The organism is Micromonospora sp. NPDC018662, assembly GCF_044391475.1.
Lineage (GTDB): Bacteria > Actinomycetota > Actinomycetes > Mycobacteriales > Micromonosporaceae > Micromonospora.
In genome coordinates, this window is record NZ_JBISAC010000002.1 from 536,937 (window position 1) to 553,283 (window position 16,347).

General features: G+C 73.3%; 13 protein-coding genes. 4 read left to right on the plus strand and 9 right to left on the minus strand.

Going from position 1 to position 16,347, the window contains the following annotated elements; translation table 11 throughout:
- Positions 1 to 53: 53 nt before the first annotated feature.
- Positions 54 to 236: a GntR family transcriptional regulator gene (locus ACH495_RS07895; RefSeq protein WP_396856950.1), complete on the plus strand. Its 183-nt coding sequence runs from the start codon at positions 54 to 56 to the stop codon at positions 234 to 236.
- Positions 237 to 901: 665 nt separating this feature from the next.
- Here ACH495_RS07895 and ACH495_RS07900 read toward each other — a convergent pair.
- A complete protein-coding gene (locus ACH495_RS07900) occupies positions 902 to 2,020 on the minus strand; it encodes a glycerophosphodiester phosphodiesterase (RefSeq protein WP_396856951.1) in 1,119 nt (372 codons plus the stop codon).
- 106 nt (positions 2,021 to 2,126) lie between these two features.
- Here ACH495_RS07900 and ACH495_RS07905 point away from each other — a divergent pair, with 106 nt between their 5' ends.
- A complete protein-coding gene (locus tag ACH495_RS07905) occupies positions 2,127 to 3,461 on the plus strand; it encodes a TrkH family potassium uptake protein (protein ID WP_396856952.1) in 1,335 nt (444 codons plus the stop codon).
- Entirely contained in the window at positions 3,451 to 4,119 is a 669-nt protein-coding gene (locus tag ACH495_RS07910; RefSeq protein ID WP_396856953.1) for a potassium channel family protein, read from the plus strand. Before ACH495_RS07905 ends, ACH495_RS07910 begins: the two co-directional genes overlap by 11 nt.
- Positions 4,120 to 4,178: 59 nt before the next feature.
- Here the strand turns inward: ACH495_RS07910 and ACH495_RS07915 are convergent, their stop codons facing one another.
- From ACH495_RS07915 to ACH495_RS07945, 7 genes are all read right to left on the minus strand, one after another.
- Entirely contained in the window at positions 4,179 to 5,810 is a 1,632-nt protein-coding gene (locus ACH495_RS07915) for a serine/threonine-protein kinase (RefSeq protein ID WP_396856954.1), read from the minus strand.
- Between the two features lie 71 nt (positions 5,811 to 5,881).
- Entirely contained in the window at positions 5,882 to 7,435 is a 1,554-nt protein-coding gene (locus tag ACH495_RS07920) for a fused MFS/spermidine synthase (RefSeq protein ID WP_396856955.1), read from the minus strand.
- A 36-nt stretch (positions 7,436 to 7,471) separates the two neighbouring features.
- Positions 7,472 to 8,512, minus strand: coding sequence for a coiled-coil domain-containing protein (locus ACH495_RS07925; RefSeq protein ID WP_396856956.1), 1,041 nt, complete (start codon positions 8,510 to 8,512; stop codon positions 7,472 to 7,474).
- A 120-nt stretch (positions 8,513 to 8,632) separates the two neighbouring features.
- Positions 8,633 to 9,442: an inositol monophosphatase family protein gene (locus tag ACH495_RS07930; RefSeq protein ID WP_396856957.1), complete on the minus strand. Its 810-nt coding sequence runs from the start codon at positions 9,440 to 9,442 to the stop codon at positions 8,633 to 8,635.
- Positions 9,435 to 9,887 carry a response regulator gene (locus ACH495_RS07935; RefSeq protein ID WP_107161837.1) on the minus strand — a complete coding sequence of 151 codons (453 nt, stop codon included), beginning with the start codon at positions 9,885 to 9,887 and terminating at the stop codon, positions 9,435 to 9,437. The genes ACH495_RS07930 and ACH495_RS07935 overlap by 8 nt, the downstream gene beginning before the upstream one ends.
- Positions 9,884 to 11,599, minus strand: a complete 1,716-nt coding sequence (locus tag ACH495_RS07940; RefSeq protein WP_396856958.1) for an ATP-binding protein — start codon at positions 11,597 to 11,599, stop codon at positions 9,884 to 9,886. Before ACH495_RS07940 ends, ACH495_RS07935 begins: the two co-directional genes overlap by 4 nt.
- Entirely contained in the window at positions 11,600 to 12,838 is a 1,239-nt protein-coding gene (locus tag ACH495_RS07945) for a PP2C family protein-serine/threonine phosphatase (protein ID WP_396857332.1), read from the minus strand.
- 269 nt (positions 12,839 to 13,107) lie between these two features.
- Between ACH495_RS07945 and ACH495_RS07950 the strand changes: the two genes are divergently transcribed.
- Entirely contained in the window at positions 13,108 to 15,486 is a 2,379-nt protein-coding gene (locus ACH495_RS07950; RefSeq protein ID WP_396856959.1) for a M28 family peptidase, read from the plus strand.
- Here ACH495_RS07950 and ACH495_RS07955 read toward each other — a convergent pair.
- A complete protein-coding gene (locus tag ACH495_RS07955; RefSeq protein ID WP_396856960.1) occupies positions 15,483 to 16,319 on the minus strand; it encodes an SDR family oxidoreductase in 837 nt (278 codons plus the stop codon). The genes ACH495_RS07950 and ACH495_RS07955 overlap by 4 nt on opposite strands.
- Positions 16,320 to 16,347: the final 28 nt, after the last annotated feature.

Consider the following 16,347-nt stretch of genomic DNA (forward strand, 5'->3'; position numbering starts at 1 on the left):
CAACCAGGCCAGTATTGAGGCATATGTCCGTTTCTTGCGCCGCTTTGCCAATGGTGAGCGCCAGTCACCTCCGCCCGCACTCCCGGCAGATCGCCCACGCGACCCGGGAGCTTGCCGAGACCTACGGCGTCCACATCAACACGGCCTACCGTGCGATGTCCCTGCTGCACGATCGCGAGCTGATCACCGGCCAGCCCGGTCGCGGCACCTACGTCGCCGAGCCCCCGGCCCGATAGCCCCCGACTCCCTAGCAACTTGATGGCGTAGGTGAGTCACGCTATCCACGCCGAGCCGACGACCGGGGCGACCAGCCCGCACGCTCCCGCCACCGCCCCCCACGCCGGCCCGCCCCGCCACCACCGCCACGCTGGCCCGACGCTGAGCGGCAAGCGCCACCCACGGGTCCGGGGCGAACACGAACGCACCTCAGCCGACCGCCGCGCCGCGCCGATGACCAGGCTCGGGAGCGACTCATTCTCACCATCAAGTTGCCAGGCACCACGCGGGCCACTTTCTCCGCCGCCTCTGGAGCTGATGGCAGCACCGACTCACCCGCCGATCCTCGTGGCCCGACGCCGCACCCTGGCTCATGACAGAACCACCGCCGAGGATCCTTTGGGAAGCCGCATCCGCGGCAGCGACGAGGTCACGACCGCAGGGCCGCGCAGCCTGAGTCGTTTCTGCTCTCAGCTCTGAAGGCACCAGAGCGAAGGGCTTCCCGACGGGGGACAGGTGGCAGTCCCGAGCGCCATCTTCCACCTTCCGACGATGCGCGAACGATGCCCTCCCGCCAGCCGAACACGCACCGAACGCACGCCGAACACGCGCAGAACGCGCGTCGGGGCGCCCGCGCGACGCGGGCGCCCTCAACGAGCCGATCAGCCAACGAGCCGACTGGGCGTCAGCGCCCGGCGCGGGCGGCGACCGCCGTGTCCGGCTGGTCGGCGAACGCGCCGTCCAGGCCCAGGTCGAAGAAGAGTTCGTACTCGGACGTGATGTCACCGCGCGCGTTCGGGTCGGCCCCGAGCCGGAAGTCGACCGGCAGGAACTGGTTCTCGGCCCGGAACGTCCAGGCGTGCACCACCAGGTCGAGCCGGTGCGCGTCACGGATCACCGAGGTCGGCGCCGACAGTCGACCGGTGGCGTCGCGGGGCACGATCAGGTTCTTGTTCAGGCCGACGCCGTCGGCGTACCGGGAGACCCAGGCCAGGCCGGCGGCGGTGGCCAGATCGGCGTAGGTCCGGCGGTCGCCGGCCGCGGTGAAGTCGTAGGGCGCGCCGGTCGCGTCCATGAGCTGCACCAGCCGCACGTCGGTCAGCTTGTCGAGCTTGCGCAGGTTGGCGGTCTCGAAGCTCTGGATGAACACCGGGTCGTTCCGGTGGGTCAGCCGGTTCCGGCGGAGCACCGCGACGAGCGGCTCCTCCAGCGCGTGCCCGATCGACGCGAAGTAGCTCGGGTGCTTCGTCTCCGGGTAGATACCGATGGTCCGGCCGCGCGCCTTCGACTCGGTCCGGGCCAGGTCGACGACCTCCTGGAAGGTGGGGATCTCGAACCTGCCGTCGAACGCCGTGTTGGTCACCCGCACCTGGGGCAGCCGCTCCTTGGCGCGCAGCGTCTTCAGCTCGGCCAGCGTGAAGTCCTCGGTGAACCAGCCGGTCACCGCCACCCCGTCGATGGTCTTCGTGGCCCGGCGGGCGGCGAACTCGGGGTGGGCCGCCACGTCGGTCGTCCCGGAGATCTCGTTCTCGTGCCGGGCCACCAGGACGCCGTCCTTCGTCGAGACGAGGTCCGGCTCGATGAAGTCGGCGCCCTGCCGGATGGCGAGCCGGTAGGACTCCAGGGTGTGCTCCGGGCGGTAGCCGCTCGCGCCCCGATGACCGATCACGATCGGTCGCTGGGTCGCGCGGGGGCGCTCGGCGCGCGGCTCCGGGCCGGCCTGGGCGGCCACGGCCGGCACCACCACGGCCGCGGCCGCGAGCAGCGCGCCGGCCACGCCGAGGGCAGAAAGGGTACGTCGCAACGCCGTCTCCTGTCGTCGAGGGGTACGCACAGCAGACCCGGCGTGGTTGACGTCCAGTTGGTCGGTTCCTGACCTGCCGGTGAATCTCCGGACGGAAGATGACCTGGTGCGCCGCCTGCTCCGGAAGCCGGTCCGGCTGGTGCCGCTCGGATTCCTGGCGGTGATCCTGGTCGGCACCGGCCTGCTCATGCTGCCCTGGGCCACCAACGCGCAGCGCTGGACGCCGTTCGAGACCGCGTTGTTCACCTCCACGTCGGCGGTCTCGGTGACCGGCCTGGCGGTGACCGACACCCCGAACTACTGGACCGACTTCGGGCTCGTGATGATCACGGTGCTCACGCAGCTCGGCGGCCTCGGCATCCTGACCGGCGCGTCGCTGCTGATCCTGGCGGTCTCCCGTCAGCTCGGACTGCGCAACCGGCTGCTGGTGCAGGCCGAGACCGCCGAGTTCGGCCTCGGCGACGTGCGCCGGTTGCTGCTCCGCATCGCGGCCACCGTCTTCGTCACCGAGGCGCTGATGACCCTCGTGGTCGGCGGGCGCTTCTGGCTGGCCTACGACTACCCACCGGGCCGGGCGCTCTGGTACGCCGTGTTCCACTCGGTCCAGGCGTTCAACAACGGCGGCTTCGCGCTCTACTCCGACGGGCTGGTCGCCTTCGCCCGGGACCCGTGGGTGGCGTTGCCGTTCAGCGTCGGCGCGATCATCGGCGGGCTCGGCTTCCCGGCGCTGTTCGAGGCGTCCCGGGAGTGGCGGCGACCGGGCCGGTGGGCGGTCGCCACCAAGCTCACCGTCTGGGGCAGCGTGGTGCTCACCGCCGCCGGCTTCGGCTACCTGCTGCTGGCCGAGTGGACCAACCCGGCCACGATCGGCACGTTCGACGTGGCGGGCAAGGCGCTCGCGGCCTTAACCCAGATCGCGTTGAGCCGCACCGGCGGCTTCGACGTGATCCACGTCGGGCGGCTCACCGAGGAGAGCTACCCGATGCTCATCGGCCTGATGTTCATCGGCGGTGGCAGCGCCAGCACCGCCGGCGGCATCAAGGTCTCCACGTTCTTCCTGCTCGGCTTCGCCATCTGGGCGGAGCTGCGCGGCGAACCGGACACCACGGTCGGGCACCGCCGGGTGGCCTCCGCCAGCCAGCGGCAGGCGGTGACGGTCGCCCTGCTCAGCGTGGCGCTGGTGGCCGGCGGCACGGTCGGGCTGATCGCGCTGACCGCGCACGTACGCTTCGACGCCGCGCTCTTCGAGGTCACCTCCGCGTTCAGCACCACCGGTCTGACGGTCGGCCTGGCCCAGCGGCTGCCGGCGCCCGGCCAGTACGTGCTGACCGCGCTCATGTACGTCGGCCGGGTCGGCCCGCTCACGCTCGGGTCGGCCATCGCGTTGAACACCCGGCGACGTTTGTACCGCTACCCGGAGGAGCAACCCATTGTCGGCTAGACACGCGGACGACACCGGTGTCGTCGTGATCGGCCTGGGCCGGTTCGGCTACCACCTCGCCGCCTCACTGGCGCGCCTCGACCACGAGGTGCTCGCCATCGACCGGAACCCGGCCCGGGTCCAGCGCTGGTCGACGGAGCTGGACCGGGTGGTGCAGGCCGACGCCACCGAGGAGACGGCGTTGCGCCAGCTCGGCGTGGCGGACTTCGGCCGGGTGGTGGTCGCCATCGGCGCGTCGGTCGAGGCGAGCGTGCTCACCGTGCTGGCGCTGGCCGAGCTGGGCGTCCCGCAGATCTGGGCACGGGCCACCTCGGACAAGCACGCCAAGATCCTGCACTCGGTCGGCGCGCACCACGTGGTGTTCCCGGAGGCGGAGACCGGCGAGCGGGTCGCGCACCTGATCGTCAGCCGGATGCTCGACTTCATCGAGTTCGGCGACGACTTCGCCATCGCCAAGGTGCGGGTGCCCGCGCCGCTGGTCGGACGCGCGCTGCACGAACTGTCCCCGCAGGACCGGTACGGGGTGATGGTGGTCGGCGCGAAACTGCCCGGCGAGCCGTTCCGCTACGCCGGGCCGGAGACGGTGCTGGCGCCGGAGAGCGTGCTCATCGTGGAGGGCAGCATCACCCAGGTGCAGCGCTTCGCGGCGCTGACCTGACCGTCAGCCCTTCGGCCCCTTGCCCTTGCCCTTGCCGTGCCCACCCCCCTTCGGCTGCTTCACTTCCCTTTTCCCTTACCGCTCTCCTTGCCGCCCTTGCCCTTGGGCTTCGGCTTCGGCTCGGCCTTGGGTTTCGGCGCCGGCTTGGCCCTGGCCGGTTCGCTCTTGGCGGCCGGTTTGGCGACCGGCTTGGCCGGCGCCTTGGTCGTCTTCGGCGCGGTGGTGACCGGCACCGAGCCGGCGATGCCGGACACCTGCACCCCGCAGGCGCTGTTGCCGAGCTTGAACTCCACCGGCAGCGTGTTGCTCCCGGTGTAGCGCCCGCTCAGCGTGAGCTTCGTCGACGCACCCGGCGCCAGCGTCGCGTCGGGCGTCGGGGCCGCCACCGACACGGTGCGCCCCACCTGGCGGACCGGGGGCCGGGCCGTGGTGATCGCCTGCTTGCCGGGGAAGCTGAAGCTCATGGTCCAGCCGCGCATCTCCCGGGTGCCGGTGTTGGTCAGTGTCAGCTCGGCGGAGAAGTCCCTACCGGTGTCGCGACGCAGCGAGTAGTCGACCGCGCAGGGCACCGGCTCGGGCAGGCCCATCCGCGCCTCGGTCGGCTCCACCCCGCCGCTGGCCGGGCTCCGCGACGTCAGCCCCCACATGGTGGCGGTGACCGCGATCAGCCCGGCGGCGGCCACCCCGGCCTCCACCTTGCGCCGCCGCGCCACCGCGCCCCGGGTCCGGGTGCGGATCGCCGAGTACGGCACCGCGTCGGTCGCCGCCGACCAGGGCAGGATCGTGGTGCCGGCGTTCGCCATCAGCGCCGGGTCGATGCCGCCGAACGCCGGTGACACCGGCACGATCGACGCGATCCCGACCGCCTCGGCGAGCGTACGGGCCACCTCGGCGGTGGGCGGGCGGTCCTCGGGGCGCTTCGCCAGGCACCGCTGGACCAGGTCGGCGACCTGGCCGGGGAGGCCGGGCACCGGCGGCATCGGGTCCGGGTCGTGGTACATGTGCGCGCGCAGCATCTCGGTGGTGGTGCTGGCCTGCCACGGCAGCCGGCCGGTGAGCATCCGGTAGAGCAGCAGGCCGACCGCGTAGATGTCGGTGGCGGGCGAGACGTGGCCGTTGTCCAGCCGCTCCGGGGCCAGGTAGGCGGGCGTGCCGAGCAACGCGCCGTCCGGCCCCTTGTCGCTCTCCCCCACCAGCGCCGAGATGCCGAAGTCGACGACCTTCACGCCGGTCGCGGTGAGCATGACGTTGCCGGGCGTGACGTCCCGGTGCACCACGCCCCGGGCGTGCGCGGTGGCCAGCGCCGAGGCGACCTCCGCGCCGATGGTCAGCGCCTCCCGCCAGGGCAGCTGCCCGTCCCGGCCGAGCCGGCTGCTGAGCGGGCCGCCGTCGACCAGCTCCATGACCACGTACGGCACGGTCAGCCCGACCTGGACGGACTCGCCGTAGTCGTACACGTTGGTGATGTTGGGGTGGCAGAGCCGCGCGGCGGCCTGCGCCTCGACGCGGATCCGGTGCCGGAACGCCTTGTCGCTGGCGAGCCGGGAGGCGAGCACCTTGACCGCCACCTGCCGGCCGAGCACCTCGTCGTAGCCGCGCCAGACCACCGACATGCCGCCGGCGCCCAACTGCTCGACCAGGCGGTACCGCTCACCCAGCAGTTGCACGCCGTTCCTGACCGGTCCACCCATGGTCGGTGCAGTTGCCCGAAGTGGCCCCCGCTACACCTGAGCGGTCGGAATCGGTCAGGAAAGTCACCCGTTCAGGCGGTCGCGAGGAGTTGGTCCACCGGGGCGTAATCGTCCGTGAGCACCCGCGCGTCCCCGATCCACCCGGCGGTCGCCGCCTCGTCGAGCAGCTCGGCCGGCTCGGGGAGCGGCTTCAGGCCGGCCGGGATCGCGGTCAGCGGCAGCGGCGCGTCCGAGGCGACGATCACGAAGTTCGCGCCCTGCCGGCCGGCGATCGCGCCCGGCGGGGCGATCAGCGCGACGTGGTCGAACACGGCTGAGACGGTGGCCAGCTCGGCCCGGATGAACCGGTCCGGCGGATAGTCGATGACGTTCTGCACGTAGATCCCGTCCGGGCGGAGCACCCGGCGGATGTCGGCGGCCATCTCCCGGGTGGCCAGGTGCCACGGCACCACCAGGTGGCCGAACGCGTCGCCGACGATGAAGTCCCGGCTGTCGGTCGGTTCGGCGCGCAGCAGCACCCGGGCGTCACCCACCCGGGCGGTCAGCTCCGGCCCGGTCTCCAGGCCCAGCTCCCGCCGGTCCAGGTCGACCAGGCCGCCGTCGACCTCGAAGACCAGGTTGTCGGTGCCCGGCCGGGTGGCGGCCAGGTAGCGCGGCACGGTGAAGCCGCCGCCGCCCAGGTGCAGCGCGTCCATCCGCTCCCCCGGCGGCCGTGCCACGTCCGCGACCAGGCCGATCCACTGGGTGTACGCGTACTCCAGGTGCCTCGGGTCGGTCAGGTCGACGTAGGAGTGCTGGGCCGAGTTGAGGTAGAGCGTGCGCCCGTCCGTCCGGTCCGGAGCCGCCTCGACCCGGGCGCAGTGGTAGGCGGTCTCCACGTCGCACGGGTTCGGCGCCGCCGCGCTGAGCCCGGCGGCGGCGAGCCCGATCAGCGCCAGCGCCGCCTTGGCCCGGCCCGGCGTGGACAGCGCCGCGCCGGAGCGTCGCCGCAACCAGAACCCGAGCACCAGCCCGGTCACGCCGAGCACCGCGGCCAACGCCAGCACGATCACCGAGCTGGGCAGCGCCGCCACCAGGATGAAGCCGGTGCCCAGCGTGGCGGTGATGCCGCCGAGCGTGCCGATGCTGGACAGCTTGCCGACCACCTGCCCGGTGCGGCGCAGGTCGGCGAGCTGGAGCTTCACCACCAGCGGGGTGATCCCGGCGAGCAGCGCGGCCGGCAGCAGCACGGTCAACGCGGTCAGCAGCAGCACCGCGCTGGCCGCGCCGCCGCGCAGCACCTCACCGGCGTACCTGACGATGGGCAGGGTGACCGCGGTGGCGATGCCGGCCAGTACCAGCGCCGGGGCGAGCAGGGCGCGCGGGTCCCGCCGGTCGGCGAGCCACCCGCCCATCCACGCCCCGTACGCGATGGCGGCCAGCGCCATGCCGATGACCGAGCTGGTCACCTGGAGCGTCACCCCGACGTACGGGCCGACCAGGCGCAGCGCGACGGTCTCCAGCACCAGCACCGCCCCGCTGGAGAGGAAGACCAGGAACGCGGCCAGCCCGTTCGGCAGGGCCCGGGGCGGGGTCGGCCCGGCGGTCGCCGGCGCGGTGACGATGTCGGACGATGTGCTGCTCACCGTGGCGAGGGTACGCGGCGTTCCTGGTCGTCCGGGTCAGTACATCGAGATGTGAACATGGTTCGTGTGGTCGGCGGCCGGGCTGCCGCCCCCGCTGTACGCCCGCCAGCCGGTGTTCGGCATCCAGATCTGCCGATACCAGATCACGTACATGATGCCGAGTCGGCTCGCGTTGTTCTTCGCCCAGCTGGCGAGGCTGTCGCCGTACGACTTGTCGCCGCCGGTGGCGGTCTTGTCCTCGAAGCCGTTGGTGGCGGCGGCGAAGTCACAGGCCCGCCCCTTGGGGTGCTCGCCACCGCCGCCGCTGCGGTGGCAGGACGCGTACCGCTTGTAGCCGGCCGCCTTGGCCTGCTCGAGCATGTGCAGCGTGCGCGGCGTGATGCACCCGCTGGCCGGCGTCGGGTCGTCCACCGAGCAGGACTCCGACGGCCATGACCCGTCCGAGTTGCGCGGTGCCGGCCTGGCCGACGAGGAGCCGCCGCTGAACCCGGAGCCGGCGCCGGAGCTGACCTTGGCGAGCGCCACCTCGGCGTCCTTCTTCTTCCGGGCCAGCACCGCGAGCTGCTTCTGCTGCTCGCGCACCTCGGCGTCGAGGGCCAGCTTCGACTCGCTCGCCTCGGCCTTCGCGTCGGCCAGGTCACGGAGCCGCTTGCTGTCCCGCTGGGCCATCATGTCCAGCTCGGCCGCCCGGTGCAGGAAGTCGTCCGGCCCGGAGCTGGCCAGCAGCATCGACGCCGGGGTCAGCCGGCCCTGCCGGTAGGACTGCACGGCCACCTCGCCGGCCTGGGCGGTCAGCCCGACGAGGCGCGCCTCGATGTCCTTGAGCTGGGCGGCCAGCGCGGTCTGGCGGCGCTTGGAGTTGTCCAGCCGGTTCTTCGCCTCGATGTGGCCCTTCGCCGCGGCCTCCAGCGCGTCCCGGAGCTTCTTGCTGCCACCCTCGTCCGGGGCGTTCGAGCCGGGCGCGGCGGCGGCCGGGCCGGCGGTGGCGAGGCCGGCGCCGAGCAGCACGGCCGTCGCGGCGAGCAGCGCGAGCAGCGACCGGCGGACGCGCCGGCCGGTGAGCCTGGTCCTGGGCACGTGATGGTCCTTCCGTCGACCGCCGGTCACGATACCGGACCGCGCGCGCCACGCCAGGCCGGTGACCGCGCCGGACACGCGACGTCGACGCAGCGTGCCGACGGGGTCGCGGAGCGCTGCTCAGCTCGCCAGCAGCGCCGCGTACACCTCGTCCCAGATCTCCTCGCTGGCCGCGACCAGCAGGCCCCGGCCCTCGTCGGCCGGGTGGTAGTCGGTGCCGTCGAAGCGGCGGGCCACCCCGCCGGCCTCCCGGACCAGCAGCGTGCCGGGGGTGTGGTCCCACGGCAGCGTGCGCCAGAACAGCACGAACTGCTGCGCGCCGGTGAGCACGTCCAGGTATTCCCGGCCGGCGCAGTGCTGGCCGGGCAACAGCTCGCCGATCCGGCGGCCACCGGCCTCGACGTCGCGGCGGAAGTCGGCCGGCAGGAACCTCGTCATCGCGGTCCCCCGCAACGCGCCCACCTCCGGCACCGGCCGGGTGGGCAGCACCGGCGTGCCGTCCAGCCGGGTGCCCGCGCCGAGCCGGCCGGCCGCCATCGTGCCGTCCAGCGGGTCGTAGACCCAGGACGCCACCGGTACGCCGTCCGTGAGCAACGCCGCCATCAGCGCGAACGGCCGCTTGCCGGCGGCGAAGTTGGAGGTGCCGTCGACCGGGTCGACCAGCCAGACGTCACCACTGCCGCGCAGGTGCCGGAGCAGGCCCGGATCCTCCGCGACGGCCTCCTCACCGACCACCACCGAGCCGGGGCGCAGCCGCCGCAGCCCGTCGGAGATGAGCTTCTCGGCCTCCCGGTCAGCGACGGTGACCACCTCGCCGGGCGCCTTCTCGGAGATGTCGGACGGGTCGAGCCGGCGGAACAGGGGCACCACGACCTCGGCCGCGGCCTCCCGCAGCAGCGCGGCGACGTCGTCCAGCAGCGGGTCAGCCACGCGGCGGCAGCTTGACCACGCTGACGAAGAACTCGTCGATCTGGCGGACCACCGAGATGAAGCGCTCGAAGTCCACCGGCTTGGTCACGTAGGCGTTGGCGTGCAGCTGGTAGCTGCGCAGGATGTCCTCGTCGGCCTGCGACGTGGTGAGCACCACGACCGGGATCCGGCGGAGGTGCTCGTCCTTCTTGATCTCCTCCAGCACCTCCCGGCCGTCCCGGCGGGGCAGGTTCAGGTCGAGCAGGATCAGGTCGGGCACCACCGCGTCCGTGTACTGGCCCTCGCGGCGCAGGTAGGCCAGCGCCTCGGCGCCGTCGGAGACGACCGTCAGGCGGTTGCGGAGCTTGTGCTCCTCGAACGCCTCCTGGGTCATCAGCACGTCACCCGGATCGTCCTCGACGAGCAGGACCTCGATCGGGCTCTTGCCGTCCGCAGGCGCGGTCATCCCACCGTCTCCTTCATGCCACCGTTGGTATCGTGCCGGTCCGCCGCCGCGGGCGGCTCCTCGCTTGCCGCGCCGTCCGGCTGCCGGGCGACGTCCACCGGGGTGGCCTCGGCGGCCTCGGCGGTCTCGGCTTCCGCCGCCGCGGCCGCCTTCGCGGCCTCGACGTCGGCCTCCAGCGCGGGCAGCGTGAACCGGATGGTGGTGCCTTCCTCGACGTCGGTGTCCACCCAGACCCGGCCGCCGTGGTATTCCACGATCTTCTTGACGATCGCCAACCCGATGCCGGTGCCCGGGTACGCGTCCTTGGAGTGCAGCCGCTGGAAGATCACGAAGATCTTGTCGGCGAACTCCGGCTCGATGCCGATGCCGTTGTCGCGGCAGCTGATCTCCCACTCGCCGTCGACCAGCCGGGCCGACACGTGCACCTTCGACGGCACGTCGGGGCGGCGGAACTTCACCGAGTTGCTCACCAGGTTGACCAGCAGGTTGGTCAGCAACGGCTCCTCGCCGCGGATCGTCGGCATCTCGTCCCAGGTCAGCTCCGCGTCGGCGTACTGCCGGGCCGCCTCGGTCTGGCCGGCCACGTCACCCATCACCCGGTTCAGGTCGACCTCGGTGAAGCCGGTGGTGAGCCGGCCGATCCGGGAGAACGCGAGCAGGTCGTTGATGAGCCGCTGCATGCGCTGCGCGCCGTCCACCGCGAACGCGATGTACTGGTCCGCCCGCTCGTCGAGCTGCCCGGCGTAGCGCCGCTGGAGGAGCTGGCAGAAGCTGGCCACCTTGCGCAGCGGCTCCTGGAGGTCGTGCGAGGCCACGTACGCGAACTGCTCCAGGTCACGGTTGGAGCGGGTCAACTCCTCGGCCTGCTTCTGGAGCTGGTCGTTGACCCACTCGATCCGCTCCCGGGCCTGGCGTACCTCGTCCAGCTCCTGGGCGATCTTCTGGCGCATCTGGTCGATGTCGTCGGCGAGCCGACGGAACTCCGGCGGGCCGGACCCCTCGATACGGTGCTGGTAGTCGCCCTCGGCCACCTCCCGCACCTGCCCGACCAGCGCGGCCAGCGGGCGGATCAGGATCCGGTCGAGCGAGAGCAGCATGACCGCGCCGGCCACCGCCACCACCAGCGCCGCGACGATCAGCAGCACCACCAGCGCGTTGCTCGTCGAGTTGACCCGGGCGGCGGTCTCCTGCCGGACGGTGAGGATCTCGTCCTGGAGCGTGGTGATCGAGGCTCTTATCCCGTCGAACTGCTGCCGGGTCCGGTCGGTGATCAGCGCCTGGCCGGCGGCCGGGCCGCTGCGCTCCGTGGTCGCGATCACCGGCTCGGCCACCTGGGCCCGCCACTGCGTGGTCTGCCGCTCGACCACGTCCACCTCGCGGCGCACGTCCGGGTAGCCGGCGGACAGGCCGCGGATCGAGGTGATCAACTCCTGCTCGCGCCGCACGCCCTCCTGGTAGGGGGCCAGGTCGTTGCGGTCGCCGTTCACCGCGTACCCGCGTACCGCGGTCTCCTGGTCCAGCAGGACGCTCATCAGCTCCTGCGCCTGGACCCGCAGCGGGCCGGTCTTGAGCAGCACCGCGTCGATGTTCTGCCGGTTCTTCGCGGCGACCGCCGCCTCCGCGGCGGCCAGCCCGAGCAGCAGCGCGAGGACCACGCCGAGCAGCGCGACCACCCGCCGCCGCAGCGTCCACCCCTGCCGGTACGCCTTCATCTATCGTCCTCCGCCGCGGGTCACCAGCAGCATCGCCACGTCGTCGGCGAGCGGGCCACCGTTGATCTGCTCGGCACGGCCGACCAGCCAGGCCGGCAGCTCGGACAGCGGCACCGCCCGGTTGGCCGGGTCGGCGAGCAGGTCGGTCAGGCCGGGCACGTCGAGCCGTTCGTCGCCACCGTCGACCCGACCCTCGATGAGGCCGTCGGTGTACATCAGCAGGGACCAGTCATCGGTGTCGAACTCCAGGTCGAAGGCAACGGGACGGCGGGGCCGGACGCCGAGCAGCAGCCCGCCCTTGGCCGGCACCGGGGCGACCTTACCGCCGCTGAGCAGCAGCGGTGGCGGGTGGCCGGCGAGTCGCACGGTGGCCCGCGCCGATCCCAGGTCGAGCCGGATGGTGGCCACGGTCGCGAAGATCTCCTGGAGCCGGCGCTCGCTCATCAGCACCTGCTCCAGCGCGGGCAGCACCTCGTCGTCCGGCACACCGGCCAGCACCAGCGCCCGCCAGGCGACGCGCAGCTCGACGCCGAGCGCGGCCTCGTCCACGCCGTGGCCGCAGACGTCGCCGACGATCAGGTCGATCCGGTCCGGGCGGGTCTGCACCACGTCGTAGAAGTCGCCGCCGATCAGCGCGGCGTGCCGGCCGGGCCGGTAGAACGTGTGCACCGACACCTCGTCGGTCGTCATCAGCGGCTGCGGCAGCAGGCCGCGCTCCAGGCGGGCGGACTCGGCCTGGCGCAGCTCCACCTCGCGCAGCCGGCGGGCGTTCACGTCGGCGCGCTTGCGCTCCACCGCGTAGCGCAGCGCCCGGGTCAGCAGCACGCCGTCGACCTGCCCCTTGACCAGGTAGTCCTGCGCGCCCTCGGCGACCGCCACGATGCCCAGGTGCTCGTCGGAACGGCCGGTCAGCACGCAGACCGCGGCGCCGCTGGCCATCTCCAGCACCCGGCGCAGCCCGTCCAGGCCCTGCGCGTCGGGCAGGCCCAGGTCGAGCAGGACGCAGTCGACGCCCATCACCCGCTGGCGGGCCTCGCTGAGGCTGGTCGCGACCAGCAGGTCGATCATCGAGTTGGTCTCCGCGAGCAGCTCGCCGACCAGGAAGGCGTCGCCCTCGTCGTCCTCGACCAGCAGCACCCGCAGCCGTTCGCCGGGCGGCAGGCCGCCGGACAGCCCCGCGCCGGCCCGGGGCAGGACGGCGGCACCCGGAGCGTCGGTCCCCCGGTGCGGCCGGGCCACCGCCGCGAGTCGCGGGAGGTCGCTGGTGATGTCGGACTCCTTCCGAGTGCCGTGGGCGATCCAGGCTAAGACAAACGGTCGCACCCCACACCACCGCCGTCGGCACAGGCGGCTGGGTGAGCCCGTTCACCCGGACAGCGACGCGGCCGACCCCCGATGTTACGCGGGAGCGCTGCCAGTTCGGCAGCGCACCGACCGGGAGTGCCGCCGCGCCCGGTGGGGGTGCAGGATGATGCCCACCCCCGTAGATCCACCCCCGAGGAGTTCCCGTGGGCGCACCCCCCATCCGCCCCGCCGACCGGGCGTTCGCCAAGCCAGGCCGCCGGCTGCCCGCCGCCGTCGCCGCGCTGGTCGCGCTGCTCGCCGTCGGGGCGGGCGTCCTGGTCACCCTGGCCACCCCGGCGCCGCGCCCGGCCAGCGCGCCGGCCGGCGAGTTCAGCGCCGCCCGGGCGTACCGGAACGTCCAGGTGATCGCGGCCCGGCCGCACGTGGCCGGCAGCGCGGCCAACGACCGGGTACGCGAGCACCTGGTCGGCACGCTGCGCGGGCTGGGCCTGGAGACCGAGGTGCAGGACGCGGTGGCGCCCGAGGCCGGGCAGTTGTCCGGCGCGGCCGGCGGCGCGACGCTGGCCCGGGTCCGCAACGTGGTGGCCCGGCTCCCCGGCACCGACCCGACCGGCAAGGTCTTCCTGGTCGCGCACTACGACTCGGTGCAGACCGGGCCGGGCGGCAACGACGACGCGGCCGGCACCGCCACCATCCTGGAGGTGGCCCGCGCGCTGACCACCGGCCCGCGCCCCCGCAACGACGTGGTCTTCGTGCTCACCGACGCGGAGGAGGCGTGCCTCTGCGGCGCCGCCGGCTTCGCCGCCGACCATCCGCTCGCCGCCGACGGCGGAGTGGTGCTCAACCTGGAGGCGCGCGGCTCCACCGGCCCGGTGATCATGTTCGAGACGTCCCGGAACAACGCGAAGCTGGTCGACGTGTTCGGCCGGGCCGCGCCACACCCGGTGGGCACCTCCTTCGCGGTGGAGATCTACCGGGCGCTGCCCAACGACACCGACTTCACCGCGTTCGGCGACGCGCGCTTCGTGGGCCTGAACTCGGCCTACATCGACGGCGGGGCGATCTACCACACGCCGCTGGACGTGCCGGCCCGGATGGACCGGGGCAGCCTCCAGATGCACGGCGACAACGCGCTGGGCCTGGCCCGCGAGTTCGGCCGCACCGACCTGGGCGACCTGCGCGCCGGCCACGACGACACCTACTTCCCGGTGCCGGGCGGACTGGTCCGCTACCCCGGCTGGCTGACAGTGCCGCTGGCGGTGGCCGCGCTGCTCGCGGTGGGCGCGCTCGGCTGGCTGCTGCGCCGCCGGGGCCGGGCCACCGTCGGCACGCTCGCCGCCGGCGCCGGGCTGGCCCTGGCGCCGGTCGTCGTGGCCCCGCTGGCCGCCTGGCTGCTCTGGGCCGCGATCACCACGATCCGACCCGGGTACGCGGAGCTGCTCGACCCGTACCGCCCGGTCTGGTACCGCCTCGCCGTCGTGGCGCTCGCCGCCACCGTGCTCCTCTGCTGGTACGCGCTGCTGCGCCGCCGCGTCGGCCCGGCCGCGCTGGCGTTCGGCGGGCTGCTCTGGCTGGCCCTGTTCGGCGTGCTGCTCGCCGTGCTCGTACCCGGTGGGGCGTACCTGACGACCCTGCCGGCGCTGGCCGGCGCCGCCGCCGGCCTCGCGGCGCTGGCCACCCGCCTGGACGGCCCGTGGCCGGTGGTCGCGGTGACGCTGGCCGGCGCGGTGGCCGTGGTGGTGCTGCTGCCCCCGGTGGTGCTGCTGTTCCCGGCGCTCGGCATGGGCATGGGCGCGGTGGCCGCACTGGTCGCGGTGCTGCTCGGCCTGGCCCTGCTGCCCGTGGTGGACCTGCTGCACCCGCGTGCCGGCGGCCAGCGGGGCATGCTGGCGCTGCGGGCCCGCCGCCTCGGCGCGCTGCCGGCGGGGGCGGCGTTCGTGGCGGCGGTGGTGCTCGCCGGGGTCGGCCTGGCCGTCGACCGCTTCGACGCCGCGCACCCGGTGCCCACCCACCTGATGTACGCGCTGGACGCCGGCTCGAAGAAGGCGGCCTGGCTCAGCCACGAGGACATTCCGCAGCCCTGGACCGACCGCTACGTCGACCGCACCATCTCGGTGGCCGACGACTTCCCCGGCCTGGGCGACGGCGAGCTGCGGGCCGGCCCGGCCCCCGCCGCCTCGCTGCCCGCGCCGAAGCTGGAGACGCTCTCCGACACCCGCAACGGCGACCAGCGCGTGCTGCGGGTGCGGGTCACGCCGCAGCGGACGGTACGGCTGCTCACGCTGCACGTGGACACGCGCACCGCCACCGTGCGGTCCGCCTCGGTGGCCGGGCGGGACGTGCCGGTCAAGGCGCGCGACGGCCGGTGGGGCTTCGGCATCGTGTTCCACGCCCCGCCGCCGGAGGGCGTCGAGGTGACGCTGACGGTGACGACCTCGGCCGACACGGTCAACCTGCGCGCGATGGACGCCAGCGACGGGCTGTCCGCGCTGCCCGGCTTCCGGCAGCGGCCGGCGACCGTGGGCGTGGTCGGCTCGCACACCTCGGAGATGCTGGCGGTGGCGCAGACGTACGCGCTCTAGGAGGCCGTGCCGGGGGCGGGGACCGCGTGCTCGGCGGCGCGGCTGACCCGCTCCCAGCGCGCCCAGGTGTCCATCCGCCGACGGGAGATGTCGAACGCCAGGTCGTACACCATGCTCCCGAGCAGCAGCCGCAGCGGCGGGTCGTCGCTGTCGACGAGTCGCAGCAGAGCCTCGGCGGCCAGCCGGGGCTCGCTGTCGACCGAGTCCGCCGCCCACTGTCGCTCCAGCTCGGCACGGAGCGGCGCGTACGCGTCCAGCGGGGTGGTGGCGCTGACGCTGGTGTACAGGTCGGTCCAGTAACCCCCGGGTTGCACGATGCTGACCTTGACGTCGAAGGCCGCCGCCTCCATCGCCAGGGCCTCGCTCATGCCTTCCAGGGCGAACTTGCTCGCGCTGTACATACCCGTGCTCGGGAAGCCACCGAGGGCGGCGATGCTGGAGACCTGCACGATGTGGCCGGACCGTTGGGCGCGCAGGTGCGGCAGCGCCGCCTGGCTGACCCAGAGCGCGCCGAAGAGGTTCACCTCGAACTGGCGTCGCGCCTCGGCCTCGGTGAACTCCTCGATCATGCCCATGGACAGGGTGCCGGCGTTGTTGACGACGACGTCGAGCCGCCCGAAATGCTCGACCGCTGTGGCCACGGCGGCGAAGACGGCCGCCCGGTCGGTCACGTCGAGGGTCAGGGTGAGCAGCCGGTCGCCGTGCCGCGCGTCGAAGTCGTCAGGGGTGACGGTCCGGGCCGCGGCGACCACCCGGTCACCCCGGTCGAGCGCGGCCTCGGCGAACGCGCGACCCAGGCCGCGGCTGGCGCCGGTGATGAACCAGGTCCGCATGTCGGTGTTTCCCTTCGTTTGATGAGAC

Excerpts from the sequence above, each read along its gene's own strand:
- ACH495_RS07915 (WP_396856954.1), bottom strand. The coding sequence starts at position 5,810 with ATGGGTGGACCGGTCAGGAACGGCGTGCAACTGCTGGGTGAGCGGTAC.
- ACH495_RS07935 (WP_107161837.1), bottom strand. The coding sequence starts at position 9,887 with ATGACCGCGCCTGCGGACGGCAAGAGCCCGATCGAGGTCCTGCTCGTC.
- ACH495_RS07940 (WP_396856958.1), bottom strand. The coding sequence starts at position 11,599 with ATGAAGGCGTACCGGCAGGGGTGGACGCTGCGGCGGCGGGTGGTCGCG.
- ACH495_RS07955 (WP_396856960.1), bottom strand. The coding sequence starts at position 16,319 with ATGCGGACCTGGTTCATCACCGGCGCCAGCCGCGGCCTGGGTCGCGCG.